Here is a 17,066-nt window from a genome sequence, read left to right as displayed (position 1 = left end):
GAGAAACGGCATTTTTTAACCCACCGTAGGGACACGGCACTGCCCATTCGTGTCAACTTAAGCCGAAAGCCCGCCAGGGACTGAAGTCCCTGTCTAATAGCGAAAGTCCTCTGAAGAGGACTAATAATTTCTTCAGTCCTCTTCAGAGGACTTTTGCTTTGAGACAGGGGTTTTAACCCCTGTCGGACTGAGGGTTTAACGTGTTTGTTGACACCAATGGGCAATGCCGTGTCCTTAATCTAGGGACACTCCAAGAGCCGTGTCCCTAACAATTTCACCCGCTAATCACTGATGACTAAAGACTAATTACGCAGAAACCAAGAAACTTTGCTTGTATTCAGTGATGCCTTCTTTCAGCAGCTTCTCAGCTTCATCAGTCAAGGCCTTTCCGCCTTGAACAATTTCGCCGTACTTCGGCTTGCTAGTCCGCAAATAGTCGCGCAAACCAACAGTAAACTTGCTGACTTTTTCCACAGGAATGTCATCCATATAGCCGTTAATACCGGCATAGATTACAGCAACTTGTTCGTTCATCGGCAGAGGCGAACTTTGGGGCTGTTTCAACAGTTCCCGCAAGCGCTGACCGCGCGACAATTGATTTTGAGTAGCTTTATCCAAGTCAGAAGCAAACTGAGAAAATGCTGCCAGTTCTTCAAACTGTGCCAATTCCAATTTCACCTTACCGGCTACTTTTTTCATAGCCTTAGTTTGAGCCGCCGAACCTACCCGCGATACCGAAATACCGGGGTTTACTGCAGGACGCAAACCAGCGTTAAACAAGTCAGAAGAAAGGAAGATTTGACCGTCGGTAATCGAAATTACGTTCGTCGGAATGTAAGCAGAAACGTCACCAGCTTGGGTTTCGATAATTGGCAAAGCAGTCATGCTGCCTTCGCCCAAATCGTCGCTCAATTTAGCAGCGCGTTCTAGCAAGCGAGAGTGCAGGTAAAACACGTCTCCGGGATAAGCTTCGCGACCGGGAGGACGGCGCAGCAACAAGGACATTTGGCGGTAAGCTTGTGCTTGTTTGGAAAGGTCATCGTAAATGACCAAAGTGTGCTTGCCTTTGTACATGAAATACTCGGCTAAGCTAGCACCTGTGTAGGGAGCCAAGTATTGCAGGGTTGCGGGGTCGCTAGCGTTGGCTGCTACTACGATCGTGTAGTCCATCGCGCCCTTTTCTTGCAGGACGTTGACGATGTTAGCTACTGTAGAAGCTTTTTGACCGATCGCCACGTAAACGCAGATCACGTTTTCCGATTTTTGGTTGATGATTGTGTCGATCGCGATCGCAGTTTTACCGGTTTGTCTGTCACCGATAATCAGTTCCCGCTGTCCTCTTCCCACCGGAATCATCGCATCAATAGCGGTAATTCCTGTTTGCATGGGTTCGTAAACAGAACGGCGAGAAACAATCCCCGGTGCCGGAGATTCAATCAAGCGAGATTCAGTAGTTTTAATTTCTCCTTTGCCGTCAATCGGACGGGCCAAAGCATCAACTACCCGTCCCAACATTGCTTCACCCACGGGGACTTCAGCAATTCTGCCAGTAGCAGTAACTGCCGAACCTTCTTGAATGCCGAGGCCTTGGCCCATCAACACTGCACCCACGTTATCTTGTTCGAGGTTCAGTGCAATGCCCACGGTGCCGTCGGCAAATTCTAGCAATTCCCCAGACATAGCTTTATCCAAGCCATAAATCCGAGCAATGCCGTCGCCTACTTGCAGAACAGTACCGACGTTAGAGACTTTTACGTCTTGGTCGTACTGTTCAATTTGCTGGCGAATAATGCTGCTAATTTCGTCAGGTCTGATTGCTGCCATGTCAGTTGTTTTTTGTCAGTTGTTTGTTGTCAGTTGTCAGTTATCAGTTGTTCAAAACTACCAACCGTTAACTGCTAATTAAATTAGCTAATAGTCATCAGCTATTAACTCTCAGGAATTCAAGCGAATTCCTAGACGGCGCAATTGTCCCCGCAGGCTGGCATCAATTACTTGAGAGCCTACTTTGATTACCACACCGCCGATTAAATCTGCGTCTATTTTGGTTTCAATTTCTACGCTTCTAGCGCTGGTCATCGCCTGCACTTTCTCGCGAACAGTCTGCTGTTGAGCGTCTGAAAGCGGGACTGCCGATGTAACTTCAGCCAATACTGTTTGGTTTAGTTCTCGGAGCCTTGCCAAGTATTGTTTGCCAATCCCTTCTAAAAAAAGAATTCTTCCTTTGTCTACTAATAGCTTCAGAAAGCTGTGCATCAAGGGGCTCATTTCTTCACCCGCTATTTGCCCAATTACGGCTTTTTTAGCATCCGGTTTTATCAGCGGATTGGCTAAAAATTGACGCAAATCTTCCGAACCTTCTAGCAGGCTCAGCAAGGAACGAATATCTTCGCCGAACTTCTCTGAGAGATTGTTGGACTGAGCCAGTGACATCAAGGCAGATGCGTAAGGCTGTAAGACTTCTGTGCTGACTGTACTCACGTTTTAGCCTCCCAGTAACGCAATGCTGCGATCGATTAATTGGTGTTGAGCGCTGTCGTCTAAGCTAGTTTTTAGCTGGCTTTCCACCTTTGCTAATGCCAGAGATACAACAGCCGATCGCAGTTGGGCGATCGCTCTTTCCCGCTCCGCTTCCAACTCTTGACCTGCTGTTGCTCTCATTCGTTCAACGTCTTGCGCTGCCTGAGCTAGAATTGCTTCTTTTGCTTTCTTGGCAGTTTCTTCAGCAGCGGCACGAATTCGTTCGGCTTCTGCTTGCGCTTGAGTCAATTTTTGCTGTTGCTCTGCTAGAGCTGCTGCTGCATCTTTTTGGCGTTTTTCTGCATCTTGAATCGCCTCTTGGATAGCCGAACGCCTCTCTGTCAGGATTTTACCTACAAATCCGCGCCCGAAATAAAACAGCACTGCAATAATAATGACCAGGTTAATCAGGTTGGTTTCTAAAATATCGAAATTTAAACCGAAACCACCTTCGCCGCTAGCTTCTGTGGCTAGCAATAAAACAGTCCCCATGATACTCTTCCATAATTGCGCGTGCAGATTGGGTGAAGCGATTTTAGATTTGAGATTCCATCAAAAATCTAAAACTCTTCGGTCTCGCTATTTGGCCAACGACTGCCCTAATAGCTTTTCGAGAATTTGGCCGCTGAGCGCGTCTACTTGTTGTTCTAGTGAGCGCATTGCTTCTTGCTTTTGCTGCTCTATTTCTTGCCCAGCTTTTTCTCGCGCGACTTGAGCTTCTTGTTGAGCCTCAGCTACTTTTGCTGCCCCAATTTTTTGGGCATCAGCTTGAGCAGCAGCAATTACTGATTGAGACTGTTTGCGAGTTTCTCCCAGTTTTTGCTCGTACTGCTGCGCTAGTTGCTGAGCTTTTGCCAAGCGTTCTTTGGCGGAGACTTGAGTGTTGCGAATGTAATCGGCGCGATCGTCAATTGACTTGCTGAGCGGCTTGTAAAAAATTACATTCAAGACTGCGACTAGAATTAAAAACTGCACCGCCATCAGAGGCAGCGTAGCATCTATATCAAACAGTCCCCCTTCCTTAGCCGCTTCTTCAACTGCTAGTAATACTGTCCAGTGCATCATGATTTTTTGACGGCTTCCATCTAATTCGCTTAATCGATTTTAGACTTGAGATTTTGGATTAGAATCGCCAAAACCTCAAATCTAAAATTTCCAATTATTATGCGAAGGGGTTGGCAAACAGCAGCACTAGGGCTACGACCAAACCGTAAATTGTGAGCGCTTCCATGAACGCCAAACTCAACAGCAAGGTGCCGCGAATTTTACCTTCTGCTTCCGGCTGACGGGCAATACCTTCTACAGCCTGACCTGCTGCATTACCTTGACCGATGCCAGGGCCGATTGCAGCTAAACCTACTGCCAAAGCGGCGGCAATTACGGAAGCGGCAGCAACTGTTGGGTTCATGATGATTTTCCTTATCTAAAGTACAAAATTGAGAACAGAAAGTCTAGAGAATTGTCCGATTTTACGGCCGAAAGTTTAAGTTCAGAAATTTATTTTTTCCTCCCTCATGCTTCGCCGTTTATCGTTAGTTAATCGTGGTGTTCTTCGCCGTGACCGCCTTCTAGAGCTTCACCAATGTAGGCGGCGGCTAAGGTAGCAAAAATCAAAGCTTGAATTGCACTCGTAAATAGTCCCAAAACCATCACTGGCAGAGGAACAAATAAAGGCACTAGCAACACTAGCACTCCGACCACCAATTCGTCCGCAAGAATGTTGCCAAACAAACGGAAACTCAGGGACAGAGGCTTAGTGAAATCTTCTATGATTTTGAACGGCAACATAAAAGGCACCGGTTCAACATAGTGGGCGAAATACCCCAAGCCGCTTTTGCTGAGACCTGCATAAAAATATGCTAGAGAAGTCAGCAGTGCAAATGCTACCGTCGTGTTGATGTCAGCGGTAGGAGCTCCCAATTCCCCTGATGGCAGCTTAATCAGCTTCCAAGGAATTAGAGCGCCAGACCAGTTTGACACAAAGATGAACAGAAATAATGTACCAATAAACGGTACCCAAGGGCGATATTCTTTTTCCCCAATTTGGTTTTTAGCCAAGTCCCGAATAAATTCCAGCGCATACTCCATAAAATTTTGCATTCCGCTGGGAATTCGCTGGATTTTGCTGGTTCCTAAAATCGAAACTACGACTAAAACAGCAATTACAAACCACGAGGTTAGAAAAACCTGCCCGTGCACTTTCAGATTGCCCAGTTGCCAGTACAACTGCTGGCCAACTTCCAATTCGGCGAGGGGGAAACGATTAAAGGTGTTTAGAACGTCAAGCATTGCCATTCAACGGGCTTCCCCATACAAATCGATGAGTTGAGTTTTGCTCGAATTGCCTGACTTACCTGTAGTCTAGTGCTAATGCACTTCGGATCACGTAAACCATCAGCGCAGCTTTGTAAGTCAGAAATCCCAAAAATATCGGTAAAATCTGTAGCTGATTCCACTGTGTTCCTACTATCATCACCGCTAAAAACACACCGAGCCTTGTCTTGCTGATGCGTTGATTTTGGCTGCCGATTCGTTCAACGTCTCTAGCCAACATCTTTAAGTAAACCACACCTGTGCTCGCCCCAAGCAAATAATTCAGGGCAATATTGAGCGAGTAAAAAATCCAAACGGAGATAAAAATAATCGCCGTAAACGCAAGGGTGTACGCCAACAACTCTTGTTGGAGGCGATAAAAGTCTTGCATGGGATTCGTTGTCTCGGACGAGACTGTCGAGACTGTTGAGACTGTGCCAGCTTGAGGAATATCCTCGGTTGCTGGTGTGGGTTCGGTGGGTGTGTTTTGCGTGTTCACGAAGCTCAGAAACTAATGCAGGTAGCAGGCGAGTGCTTTGCAAACTCAGAAAAATAATACCACGCTGCGGTAACAATACTTAAAATAAAATTAATCATATTTTTTACTTTACTGGTTTCTAGGAAGAGCCTGGGAACCGATGTCACTCTTGCTCTGCCTCGCGTGGCGAAGGGTAAATTGGAGGCTCTTCTCGCCTATCTGCGTTACGAGGCAGAACCGACTGAACGCATCATCATTTTGAGTCGGCGACCGACGACTTTCACTATGAGACAGGGGTTTGCAACCCGCTGTCGGACTGTCGGACTGTCGGGCTGTCGGATTGTCGGATTGTCGGGCTGTCGGATTGTCCAGAAGACCGACAGGGAATTAATTCCCTGTCTCATAGCACAAGTCGGTTAAAAACCGACTGAAATCCTATAATTTTTAGTCTTCTTGCAGTCGTCTTCAGAAAACTACTTCACCGCATTCAGCTTGAGGATTGCTATAACTGATAACAGTTAAAAGTCCCCATTCAACGTGGTAAAATTGGCTGCGCTTAGAGCAGCAGGTTGGACTCCGGTAACAACCCCTAAAATTTGTCCGGTAGCAACAATCCGAATTGCTGTATTGCTACCCGAAGCATCTAAGGCAATTCCTGCAAATGCAAGTCCGTTGGTGAGGGCGATCGCATCTTGACCCGCCGTAAAATCCGCAATAATATCGGCTTCAGATACATTGGAGGCCGCTGCATTCCCCCGCAGTACAAACTGATCGTTTCCAGCTTCACCCGTCAGAATATCTCTACCTAAGTCACCTACCAATTGGTCGTTACCTTCTCCTCCATTGAGCACATCGTTGTTTTGTCCGCCACGTAGGAGGTCGTCACCCGCACCGCCAGAGATCGTATCATTTCCGAGGTTTCCAGCGATAATGTCATTGCCGGCGTTGCCCTCGATGCGATCGTTATCGCGACCGCCCCAGAGCGTATCGTTGCCGTCGCCTCCTAGTATAGTATCGTTGCCGGCATTGCCATTTACCCGATCGGCCGATGGCGACCCTTGGATCGAGTCGTTACCATCTAAACCTTGAACCAGTAGATTGCCGACTCGAGCTGGATCGATGGTAAAGTTATCGGCATTGGTGGAGAGGTTGAAGAAGAGGCCATTGGGATCCAAGGGGGAAGGAGAAATGGTTCCAGGTGTGAAACCATATTGAAGATGATCGACTTCCCAGTTATTTTTACCGGGCATCGACAATCGAATTGATGAGATCCCGTTTTGATTGACCACTCCAAAGAATCTATCTTCTGAGGTTGTACGCGAAATACTCTCATCACCCAGCGAAAAGGGACCGATAACCCCCAGAGATTCTCCCAATGGCCCAAACGCCTCAAATAACGTGTTATTTAGCAAGTCGCCAGACCGGGGTGTGCCGCCACCATTCCTGCCAATATCCGTCCAGACAATTCCAGCATGGGTTGGTAATTGACCCCCAAGTGCATTAGCGGAAAAGTTGAAGGTAAAGCTGCTAGTCCTCAAATTCGAGAATAAGCTGCTGCTGTTTCCCCTGGCCTGACCATCAATAACTCCGTCATCGCCGTCCACCGAGTCGCTGAAGGTTGTTGCAATATCTGTTGTGGCAAACTCAGAAACAGTAACACCCGGTGTATTTAAAGCGCCGTCTTCAAAGTCTTCTAAATGAAAGTAAGTGAACCTAACTGGGCTAAATGGGCTGATGGCACTTCCTGCTGATGGATTGTTGAAAGCCCAGTAGGGCAGTGGATCAAAAAACTGAGGATTGTTAGACATGGTGTCTTGAAAGTAAATGCTACTTAAAAGTTATATTCTCGCTGAAAATGAGGCGATATGGTAAAGAAATCGCTCCCAACCAACAACCTACATTGAGTGATTGCTCGCGCTGGCTACAAACTTTTTACCATATACTTATTCAATAAGTTGAAACTCTCGAACAGCGGGGAGAAAGTTTTTATTCTCGTGGCTCGATCGACTAAGCTTAATCAAAGCAAATCGCTGTAGCGGCTGCAAACTCGCCCACTGTGCCAAAGTTATTGTGACGCCGAACTCTTGCGCTTTTGCAGAAACAGACTCCGGTACAGTTGCAGCATCCATCCACGGGGGATTTTCATCAACGGTCAAATCTGTTCCCGGTTTGCCTGTCTGTTGAATTAATACTTGGTTTAGCTGTTCTCGGTAATCGATAATTTCTGCTTCTGTCAAGCAAGGTTTCTCTACAAGCATTTGACGTTCTGCTTGGTTAAAATGATTCCAATCCTGCAACTTTAATTTAATGCCACAAGTATCTAACTTGAGACGTACTTGCATCGGGATGCACCGCAGGGCTTCTACAAAATCGGCTTCAAATTCAAAGAACATAAATATACAAATTTGTGAATGAGATTTTTTTTTATTAACCGCAGAGGGCGCAGAGAGCGCAGAGTAAGAGAAGAGAGAGAAATCTATGCAGGTTTTTTGCTTTCTATCAATAATTGCAGAAAATCGAGTCAGCATTTATAATTAAATAATATTACAAACTATTGACATGGATACCGTAGACTACCTTCGGATTAGCTTGATAGACCGCTGCAACTTCCGCTGTCTCTACTGTATGCCGGAAGGTAGTGAGTTGGACTATGTATTGCAGCAGCAGTTGTTAACTCACTCGGAATTGCTAACTCTGCTGCGGGAAGTTTTTATACCCGTGGGATTTACCAAGTTTCGGTTGACGGGTGGGGAACCGCTGCTGCGCCCTGGGGTGGTGGATTTGGTAAGGTCGATCGCATCTTTGCCGGAAACGCGAGATTTGTCAATGACAACTAATGGCTTTTTGCTGGCGGGAATGGCCCAAAATCTCTACGATGCTGGTTTGCGCCGGATTAATATTAGTTTGGATTCGCTGGAACCGGAGACTTTTGATAAGATAATTGGCAGTCGGGGACGATCGCGATGGACGCAGGTTTGGGAGGGAATTCAAGCGGCTTATCACGCAGGATTTGACCCGCTGAAACTGAATGTTGTGGTAATTCCCGGTGTGAATGACGGCGAAATATTGGATTTAGCGGCGTTAACTATTAACCGGAATTGGCACGTTCGTTTTATTGAGTTTATGCCGATCGGCAATGGGGATTTATTTGGCGATAAGGGTTGGGTAGCCTCAGCCGAATTGCGGCAACGAATTAGCGACAAATACGGGTTAGCGGAGTCGGGTGTTCGCGGAAATGGGCCGGCGGATGTGTTTCAAATTCCGGGGGCGAAGGGCACTTTAGGATTTATCAGCCAAATGTCCGAGTGTTTTTGCGATCGCTGCAACCGGATGCGTTTGTCTGCTGACGGGTGGCTGCGGCCTTGTCTGCTGAACGAAACCGGGCAAATTGACTTGAAAACTGCTTTGCGGAATGGGGTGTCTACGGTTGAATTGCGCGATCGAGTGCGGCACATATTAGAGATGAAACCGGAAATTAATTTCAAACAGCGGGATTCGGGAACTACTCAAGGAAATTACAGTCGCACCATGTCTCAAATCGGTGGGTAATTGTCTTTAGTGCGATCGGTCATTTATGTACTTATTCCTAGGTTGCGTTGAGCTAAGCAAAACCCAACTCTCTGTGAAAGTAACAAGTTGGGTTTCGTTCCTCAACCCAACCTACAACTACTATAGCAATCCTTGCAGGAGTCGTAAAAAATCACGACTCCTGCAAGGATTGCTATATGCTTGCACCGCAAGCATTATAAATCACTCATTTAGCCGATATTCTTTGTTGAAGTACGGCTAATTCTATGCCTTTGGGGACTTGGGAATCACTCTGAGGGTAGAGCCTGGTTAATACCTTAACGAGTTACATTGGATACAAATGAAGGAAAAACCAAAAGTTCTCTAAACTCCCTAAGCTAAAAGCTGTTAAGCAATTAAACTCATGAGCCAAACACCCAACGCTTACACCTGAATCTTGACGGTAAATCGAAATAAGTGATTTAAATGCTCAACAGCTTAGCTCAAGTTTTCAAACCAGGGCATCTCCTACAGACAATATTTTTTGAATAGTTGTGGCAAGATAATTATGAAACCTAACGAAGAAAATAGCTCTAGCCGTGAAATTCATCAAGAAGTTCACACCGATGCAACTAACGGTCACGTCAGTACAACGCGAACCACTACAAGTGTTCCGAGTACAACGGGGAAGGCTTCTAAAGAAGCAGCTCATCACCAAGGTTATGTACAGGGTCAAATGGCGGAAAATCACCGCCAACTTGGAGTCCAAGAAGTCCGCGATAATGAGAATGCTGGTCGCGGGTTACTGTTAGGAATTCTTCTTGCTTCTTTGGCAGGCTTAGTTCTGGGCAGTGTATATTACTTCAATCGGAGTGAGGAGGCTCCTACTCCGGCTTCTGCTCCTGTGATTGTTGTACCGAAAGCGAATCAGCCTTCAGCAACACCAGCTCCGACTCGGACTATAGAGAGAGAAAAAACGATCATTCAAAAGATTGTTCCGGTTCCGGTTCAACCATCTCCAGCTCAAAACCCTACGCCTGATCCTCAACCAAGTCCAGCTCAAAACGCAACTCCGGCTCCTCAAGCAAGTCCGGCTCCCAATATCAATATTACAATTCCAAATTCACAGCAGCAAGATGCACCCGCTCAGGAAGCAGCGCCGTCTCCATCTTCGCCGTCAAATAATACCAATACTACGGTTCCGACTCCGCAGAATGAGCCAGATTCCACTCCAACAACTCCAGCACCTGAGAGTTCAGCTACTCCATCTCCAACTCAAGATGATGGTGCTTCTGGAGCAGGTACCAGTGGCCAAACTAATACGGAAAGCCAGAGCGATTCTAATCCTACGGATACGGCTGTACCTAATAGCAACTCCGGCGCAGAGGGTGCGACTGGTTCACCACAATAAAAGTTTGATGTCGAATTAGTCCGCTACGGGTTCAAACCCCAGACTCATAGCTAAAGTCCTTTAAAGCTGATATCTGGCACCATTCTCGCTTAACAGGCTTTTCGGCCTGTTCCACAAAATATAAATTTTCTTGTGGAACAGGCCGAAAAGCCTGTTCATAAAAGGCTTATTGATAATGGTGCAACATATTAGTTAAAGAGGACTTTTTTTAGGGTTTAAAGTGAAATCTTGCACCATTATCAATAAGCCTGCTATAGGCGGGATATCCTGCCCAACCCCTACTCCCCACAAGAAAATGCACTTGTTGTGGAACAGGCTCGAAAGCCTGTTAAGCGAGAATAATGCAACATCTCAGACTAACCGCACATTGTGGCTGAACTCAAAAAACCAGGTTTCTGCGATGGAAAACGTTTTAAGATTTTGCCAATCTATCCTAAGAAACTGTTTGGTGAACTAATTTAACTTTCCCTAAAGCCGTCTTTCTGCTGTCAAATAGTTTCATCACCCCGGAGGAGATGGTCTCGATGACATCGGGAGAACAGTAAGAGAGAAACTCTTCCGAGGAAATATGACCGGCAAAAAACTCTTGAGCTTTCTTCAAAAAGTTTTCAGTTTCAGCAAAACCGATAGATTTGATAATAAACGTAGCTACGGGAGAGTTTTTAATATCATAGGGAGATTCTTGATTTCGTCCTATTGCTAACAAATTTAAAACCTCTTTTTCCAACTGAGTTTCTAATGGGTAGGCAATCTGTTTGTTGGGCAAGTAATCCTCCAAAACTGAGGTCTTAAATCCGGGTGCGCGCAATTCTCCCATCATAGTAGAAAGCGGAATATCGCGCCCCAAGCGGTAGGAAAGAGCTTCTAAAATGGCGATGGTAATTAGCTTGATACCCAGATAAAGTTTAGCAACTTCGATATTTTTGCGAGTTCGGGCAATCAGGTTAGCGTAGGTTGCATCGTCCGGCTCTTGCATAAACTGCTGGAAAACCAGCTCGGGTTTGAGGAAGTTCAAAAATCCTTCCATTTTTTGCAGAGACCTGCGATATCCGGCAACAGTATAGGAATTAACATTGGTCAATTCGTGGTTGGTTTCTGGCATCAAATTCCAGGTATTGTCTAAGAAATTAGAGGAATTTGGAGATGCAAAATTCTCGACATCTCTATTTGCTAACCTGACTGCACGCTTGACAATTTCTAAGGTTTGGGCATCGCTCCATCCCAAGTTAAAATCGCGATTTGCACTTGCTAAACGCTGGTACAAAAGTTCGATCGCACTCAAACCGCTGGGCGAAACGGGGCGAAAAGGGATAGTAGCTTCGATGCAAGCGGCGATTTCGGCGATCGTACTAGCTGGCAAAAAAGGCTCCAAAGATTTGGCAGCAATAACGGCACTCAAAAATTCGTTTTGGCCGCCAAACGGAGAGAGAGTCTTGCCGGGAATAAACCCAAATACTGAGGCCACTAGGTGATACATGGCATCGTCGGGCAGTTCGGTTTCATCTCTAATAACTAACTGCGATCGCACTTCTTTGACAAAAGGACAAAGGGCGCTGCTAATATTGAAACTAACCCCCTGATCGACTTGCACGTACACGAGGTCGTGAAACAGGGCAGCCAGCACCTCGATCGGATCGACTGACCCCCCGACCTCAAAAATGTGTTCCGACGTGTGAAAGTAGCGCCAAGGCCCTCTCATCGTTTGAATAATTAGCTCAGCTATCTGCTCCAGCTTGGGAATGTCTACTTGACCTCCCAATTGCTCGATCGAGCTTACCAAGCAATCCAAGCACCGTTTTTGTTCTGCGAAAAGCTCCATTTACACACCTCCAGTGCATTCCCTGATTGTCTTGCGCTTGATTGCATGGTATCAAAACGCGCTGCGATCGTGCCATAATTCGTCACTCAAAAATTTCAAATTTTAGGGTGAAACAGGGAGAGGGGGCGAGGGAAAGAGGAAGAGCGAGGAAGAGCGAGGGAGAGCGAGGGAGAGCGAGGGAGAGAAATTAAGTATTAAAAATTCTGCCGTTGTGGAGATTCGGGCAACTTGGGCGATCGGTATCATAAATTACAGTAAAAATGACAAAAAGTGGGTAAAAACTTGATGAATTTTTGAGGAAATTATGAGGGATTTTTGACAAAAGCTGTGGGTGGGTGGCATTGACACCAGCTTCAAGCTGCGGTGGTCTAAATACTGCGTGTGGCCTCAGAATAAGATTCCTAGACGTGCTGATAAACTTCAGTTGATTAGCTTTCGGGCAGTTGGTCTAAAGCTTCCTCGCTCGCCACTTTAACTGCTGCCTTGGTTTGCTGTGACCTCCCCCAATCTAACACTAACAGAACTTACGCAACTGTCAATCGATTTTAGATTTTAGATTTTAGATTTTAGATTGAAGCATTGACTTGCGCGAGATAAATTCGGGGGCTTGCTTATCGGATACACGTTTTTGATTTCTCCACGGATGAATCACGTGGCGGGTATCCTGGATGCTTTCGGTCACAAGTGATACTGGCACCATGCAGCACAAAATCAGACAATAAACATGGGAACATCGGGGCGTTTCAGTGGCTCAATTAAATAATGGGACAACATCAATCGAGCTTCAATACCCCCTCAATCCCTTCGTCCCCCTCTGCTGCGACTTCGTATGTTTAGAAGCAATTTAAATCGCCGAATCAACTGTTAAATACCCAACTTCTTTAAGAAGTCGGGGATCGGGGGATTGTGTCTTTTGAGCCGCTGCTGACAAGCGAATTTCTTCATGTGGTACCCGCCACGTGATTTATCCGTGGAATCAATCCCAAATCGAAAATCGAAAATCCTCCAGAAAGAGCATTTATCCGTGGGGTCGCCTCTAAAATCTAAAATCTAAAATCTAAAATCTAAAATCGATTGACTTACTGCATTCGATCGATCGTCCGATACTGCACCGCCTCCGCCACATGATTCGTTTTCAAGCTTTCATCCCCCGACAAATCAGCAATAGTTCTAGCAACCTTCAAAATGCGATCGCTAGCCCTCGCCGAAAGCCCCAACTTCCGAATCGCCATCTCCAATAAATTCCGAGAAGCATCATCCAACTGACACCATCTGTTAATGTGACTGCTTTGCATTTCCGCATTACAGCGCAAACTAGATTCCGACTGAAAACGGCGAGTTGCGAGCTCTCGCGCCCGCTGTACTCTCACCCGCACCGGTTCCGACTCCTCCCCCGTCGGCTGTCGCGTAATTTCTTCGGGTTTCAAACGATTTACGGCCACTTGCAAATCAATCCGATCCATCAAAGGCCCCGAAAGTTTTGCCCAATATTGCTCCCTCTTTTGCGGCGAACAAGTACACTGTTGAATCGAATCCCCGTAATAACCGCAAGCGCAAGGATTTGTACTCGCAACTAAAGTGAATTGAGCCGGAAACATCACGGATTGTCTAGTTCGAGAAATCGTCACATAACCATCTTCCAGCGGTTGTCGCAAAAACTCCAAAACATCTCTTTTAAACTCAGTTAATTCATCCAAAAAAAGAATGCCGCGATGTGCTAAAGAAATTTCACCCGGACGCGGAAAACTGCCGCCACCTACCAAAGAAGGCCCCGATGCTGAATGGTGAGGACTGCGAAAAGGCCGATCGCCCACCAAGCTTCCCTTATCCTTCAACAACCCAGCCACCGAATGAATCTGAGTTACATCCAAAGCTTCATCAAAAGTCAGCGGCGGCAAAATACCAGGCAAACGCCTCGCCAACATCGTCTTACCGCTCCCTGGCGGCCCCACAAAAATTAAATTGTGCCCCCCCGCCGCCGCAATTTCCAAAGCCCGCCGCGCGTGAATTTGCCCCTTTACATCCTTTAAATCTAAACCCGAAAACCGCGTTTTAGCTAACTCTTCTCGACCGTTTACTTCGACAGGCGAATAAACTTCAGGATTGTTCAAAAAATCAGTAACTGCAAAAATATTCTCAAAACCATAAACAGATATTCCGTGCACCAAAGCCGCTTCCTGCGCGTTACCAGCCGGTACAACTAATCCTGAAATACCCATTTTTTGAGCAGCAGCGGCGATCGGCAAAACCCCAGCCACAGGCCGTAAACTCCCATCTAAAGAAAGTTCCCCTAAAAACAAATAATCTCCTAAAAGTTGACCGCTGACTTGTTCTGATGCTGCTAAAATGCCAATGGCGATCGGCAAATCAAAACTCGGCCCCTCCTTCCGCAAATCCGCCGGAGTCAAATTAATCACAATACTCCGCATCGGAAAAGCATATCCCGAATTTTTCAGCGTAGCCTTAACCCTTTCTTTAGCTTCTTGCACCGCAGAATCGGGCAACCCCACAACGACGATTTTCGGTAGCCCCCCTGACACATCAGCCTCAACACCCACCTTTACCGCGTCAATTCCAACGATCGATGCACTCCAAACCCTAGCAAGCATTTTTCTTTATCCTTAATTTGCCTGTCCTTGATTCATCATCTATTATGATTAACAATGACTAATGAATATCGGGAGAGGCAAGAAAAACTTTTCCTTGCCTCTTCTTTTTCTCCTCTTCCCTCTCTCCTGCTGAGTCTTCCCTCTTCCCTCTTCCCCTTCTCCCTTCCGCCTTCTGCCCTCTTCCTTCTGCCCTCTTCCGTCAAACTCCATCCGTTAAATCCGTTACATCCGTTACACAATCCGTTGCCGAACTTCGTTAACACCCATGACAACTCAAGAAACGCTTTTCAGCAAAATCATCCGCAAAGAGATTCCCGCAGACATCGTTTATGAGGACGACTTGGCCCTCGCCTTCAGAGATATCAATCCGCAAGCGCCCGTCCACATCCTCGTCATTCCCAAACAGCCTATTGCCAAATTAGCCGATGCCGAGTCGGAAGATCATGCTCTCATGGGACACCTGCTGCTGACTGTCAAGCGCGTAGCAGAACAACTCGGACTTAGCAACGGCTATCGCGTCGTCATTAATAGCGGCAGCGACGGCGGCCAAACTGTAGACCACCTGCACCTTCACATTCTCGGCGGACGGCAGATGAAGTGGCCCCCAGGCTAAAGCCTAATTTTTACGCATAACTTGCGGATTCATCCTCAGAAACCCGGTTGATGTCTATTGCCCAGCGCCTCAGAAACCGGGTTTCTTTTTTCGTCAATAAACCCGGTTGATTGGCTCTTATTGAGAATAGACTTGAATTGCAAAAATAATTAGGACGGGCTAGAAGCCCATCCCACAAATTTTTTTTCTTGTGGGATGGGCTTCTAGCCCGTCCTAAAATTTAATTAAAAGAACTGTTGCAATCTTGTCTAATGCAGCCCGATCGCACTAGAAACCCGGTTGTCAGTATTCTCCCGATAAAAATTTACCCTCGCAGAATCCACCGGGTATATGTGAATAAATATTAAAAATCCTCTCCCCCAGACCTAATTAAGAGATATTTAAATAGAAAGAGAATCGACCTGAACAAAAATAATTTGATGGAGCTGCTGAACCAAGCTACAGACAATAGATTCAGTTCTTCTGACCGCTGTATTTAACTCGTTTGGTGTGTAATTTTACTTTGTAAAAAACTACAAATATTTACTAATAATCAAATTTTTGTAAAAGTTTGTAAAATTTTTGAATTGTCAGCAGAAATCCCTTGGCAAACTTTAGTGAATGGTGTTACTAATATAAGCGTGGGACATCCCCACAATGAACCTTGAAAATTCAATTAAGCCATCATAAACCAAATGACAACAACCGTACAGCGTCGCGAAAGCGGCAACGTTTGGGAACGCTTTTGTGAATGGGTCACAAGCACTGAAAACCGGATTTACATCGGTTGGTTCGGCGTCTTGATGATTCCCACCTTGCTGAGTGCCACCATCTGCTACATCATCGCCTTCATCGCTGCTCCTCCAGTGGACATCGACGGCATCCGCGAACCAGTAGCTGGTTCCTTGATGTACGGCAACAACATCATTACTGGTGCTGTTGTGCCTTCATCGAATGCGATCGGGCTTCACTTCTATCCCATCTGGGAAGCAGCTTCCCTCGATGAATGGTTGTACAACGGCGGCCCCTACCAATTGGTAGTATTTCACTTCCTGATTGGCATTTTCTGCTACATGGGTCGTGAATGGGAACTGTCCTACCGTTTAGGTATGCGTCCTTGGATCTGCGTCGCTTACTCTGCACCTGTTGCAGCAGCCACCGCAGTATTCTTGATTTACCCGATCGGACAAGGCAGCTTTTCTGACGGTATGCCCTTGGGTATCTCCGGCACCTTCAACTTCATGATCGTGTTCCAAGCCGAGCACAACATCCTGATGCACCCCTTCCATATGTTGGGAGTTGCTGGTGTCTTCGGCGGTGCTCTGTTCTCCGCCATGCACGGTTCTCTTGTTACCTCTAGCTTGGTTCGCGAAACAACCGAAACTGAATCTTTGAACTACGGTTACAAATTCGGTCAAGAAGAAGAAACCTACAACATCGTTGCAGCCCACGGCTACTTCGGTCGTTTGATTTTCCAATACGCGAGCTTTAACAACAGCCGTTCTCTGCACTTCTTGTTAGGTGCATGGCCTGTTGTCGGCATCTGGTTTACCGCTTTGGGTATTTCCACGATGGCGTTTAACCTCAACGGTTTCAACTTCAACCAATCGATTATCGACTCGCAAGGTCGCGTCATCAACACTTGGGCTGATGTCATCAACCGCGCTAACTTGGGCATGGAAGTAATGCACGAGCGCAACGCTCACAACTTCCCCCTCGACTTGGCCGCCGGTGAAGTCACCCCAGTAGCAATGGTTGCTCCTTCCATCAACGGCTAAATTTAGCTTTTGATTTAACAAAAAGCGCTCCTAGAAATA

Annotated in this window: 16 protein-coding genes; 5 read left to right on the top strand and 11 right to left on the bottom strand. The window is 46.4% G+C overall.

The window, feature by feature from the left end; all coding sequences use genetic code 11:
• Positions 1–306 precede the first annotated feature (306 nt).
• The 7 genes from atpA to QT973_RS09955 form a co-directional block, all read right to left on the bottom strand.
• Complete coding sequence (gene atpA, locus QT973_RS09985) at positions 307–1,824, bottom strand: F0F1 ATP synthase subunit alpha (protein WP_333037344.1); 1,518 nt, start codon at positions 1,822–1,824, stop codon at positions 307–309.
• Between the two features lie 111 nt (positions 1,825–1,935).
• Positions 1,936–2,481: an ATP synthase F1 subunit delta gene (atpH, locus tag QT973_RS09980; protein ID WP_333233762.1), complete on the bottom strand. Its 546-nt coding sequence runs from the start codon at positions 2,479–2,481 to the stop codon at positions 1,936–1,938.
• A 3-nt stretch (positions 2,482–2,484) separates the two neighbouring features.
• Entirely contained in the window at positions 2,485–3,012 is a 528-nt protein-coding gene (locus tag QT973_RS09975; protein WP_333054531.1) for a F0F1 ATP synthase subunit B, read from the bottom strand.
• Between the two features lie 87 nt (positions 3,013–3,099).
• The gene (locus QT973_RS09970) at positions 3,100–3,585 is read right to left on the bottom strand and encodes a F0F1 ATP synthase subunit B' (protein WP_333054530.1); all 486 of its coding nucleotides are present in this window, start codon (positions 3,583–3,585) and stop codon (positions 3,100–3,102) included.
• A 97-nt stretch (positions 3,586–3,682) separates the two neighbouring features.
• Positions 3,683–3,928 (bottom strand): ATP synthase F0 subunit C, encoded by a 246-nt coding sequence (atpE, locus tag QT973_RS09965; RefSeq protein ID WP_006631105.1) that lies wholly within the window; start codon positions 3,926–3,928, stop codon positions 3,683–3,685.
• A 128-nt stretch (positions 3,929–4,056) separates the two neighbouring features.
• Positions 4,057–4,815, bottom strand: a complete 759-nt coding sequence (gene atpB / locus QT973_RS09960) for a F0F1 ATP synthase subunit A (protein ID WP_006631104.1) — start codon at positions 4,813–4,815, stop codon at positions 4,057–4,059.
• A gap of 55 nt (positions 4,816–4,870) precedes the next feature.
• Positions 4,871–5,332, bottom strand: coding sequence for an ATP synthase subunit I (locus tag QT973_RS09955; protein ID WP_333054529.1), 462 nt, complete (start codon positions 5,330–5,332; stop codon positions 4,871–4,873).
• A 177-nt stretch (positions 5,333–5,509) separates the two neighbouring features.
• Here QT973_RS09955 and QT973_RS09950 point away from each other — a divergent pair, with 177 nt between their 5' ends.
• Positions 5,510–5,731, top strand: coding sequence for a hypothetical protein (locus QT973_RS09950; RefSeq protein ID WP_333054528.1), 222 nt, complete (start codon positions 5,510–5,512; stop codon positions 5,729–5,731).
• A 98-nt stretch (positions 5,732–5,829) separates the two neighbouring features.
• Here the strand turns inward: QT973_RS09950 and QT973_RS09945 are convergent, their stop codons facing one another.
• Positions 5,830–7,119 (bottom strand): hypothetical protein, encoded by a 1,290-nt coding sequence (locus QT973_RS09945; protein WP_333391243.1) that lies wholly within the window; start codon positions 7,117–7,119, stop codon positions 5,830–5,832.
• Between the two features lie 135 nt (positions 7,120–7,254).
• Entirely contained in the window at positions 7,255–7,704 is a 450-nt protein-coding gene (locus QT973_RS09940) for a nitrate reductase associated protein (protein WP_333210182.1), read from the bottom strand.
• A 166-nt stretch (positions 7,705–7,870) separates the two neighbouring features.
• Between QT973_RS09940 and moaA the strand changes: the two genes are divergently transcribed.
• Positions 7,871–8,860 carry a GTP 3',8-cyclase MoaA gene (gene moaA, locus QT973_RS09935; protein WP_333054525.1) on the top strand — a complete coding sequence of 330 codons (990 nt, stop codon included), beginning with the start codon at positions 7,871–7,873 and terminating at the stop codon, positions 8,858–8,860.
• Between the two features lie 526 nt (positions 8,861–9,386).
• Complete coding sequence (locus QT973_RS09930; RefSeq protein WP_333210184.1) at positions 9,387–10,229, top strand: hypothetical protein; 843 nt, start codon at positions 9,387–9,389, stop codon at positions 10,227–10,229.
• Between the two features lie 433 nt (positions 10,230–10,662).
• Here the strand turns inward: QT973_RS09930 and QT973_RS09925 are convergent, their stop codons facing one another.
• Together QT973_RS09925 and QT973_RS09920 are read right to left on the bottom strand one after the other, a co-directional pair.
• Positions 10,663–12,048, bottom strand: a complete 1,386-nt coding sequence (locus tag QT973_RS09925) for a hypothetical protein (protein WP_333233760.1) — start codon at positions 12,046–12,048, stop codon at positions 10,663–10,665.
• A gap of 1,079 nt (positions 12,049–13,127) precedes the next feature.
• A complete protein-coding gene (locus QT973_RS09920; RefSeq protein ID WP_333054521.1) occupies positions 13,128–14,657 on the bottom strand; it encodes a YifB family Mg chelatase-like AAA ATPase in 1,530 nt (509 codons plus the stop codon).
• Positions 14,658–14,922: 265 nt separating this feature from the next.
• On the opposite strand from QT973_RS09920, the gene QT973_RS09915 reads away from it, so the two are divergent.
• Both QT973_RS09915 and psbA read left to right on the top strand, forming a co-directional pair.
• On the top strand, positions 14,923–15,270 hold the full coding sequence (locus QT973_RS09915) for a histidine triad nucleotide-binding protein (RefSeq protein ID WP_190657440.1): 348 nt from the start codon (positions 14,923–14,925) through the stop codon (positions 15,268–15,270).
• A gap of 674 nt (positions 15,271–15,944) precedes the next feature.
• On the top strand, positions 15,945–17,027 hold the full coding sequence (psbA, locus tag QT973_RS09910) for a photosystem II q(b) protein (RefSeq protein ID WP_333160757.1): 1,083 nt from the start codon (positions 15,945–15,947) through the stop codon (positions 17,025–17,027).
• Positions 17,028–17,066 lie beyond the last annotated feature (39 nt).

The sequence above is a fragment of the Microcoleus sp. Z1_A1 genome, assembly GCF_036700305.1.
Taxonomy (GTDB): domain Bacteria; phylum Cyanobacteriota; class Cyanobacteriia; order Cyanobacteriales; family Microcoleaceae; genus Microcoleus.
The sequence above is the reverse complement of the archived record's forward strand: the minus strand, read 5'-3'. Positions and strand labels throughout refer to the sequence as shown.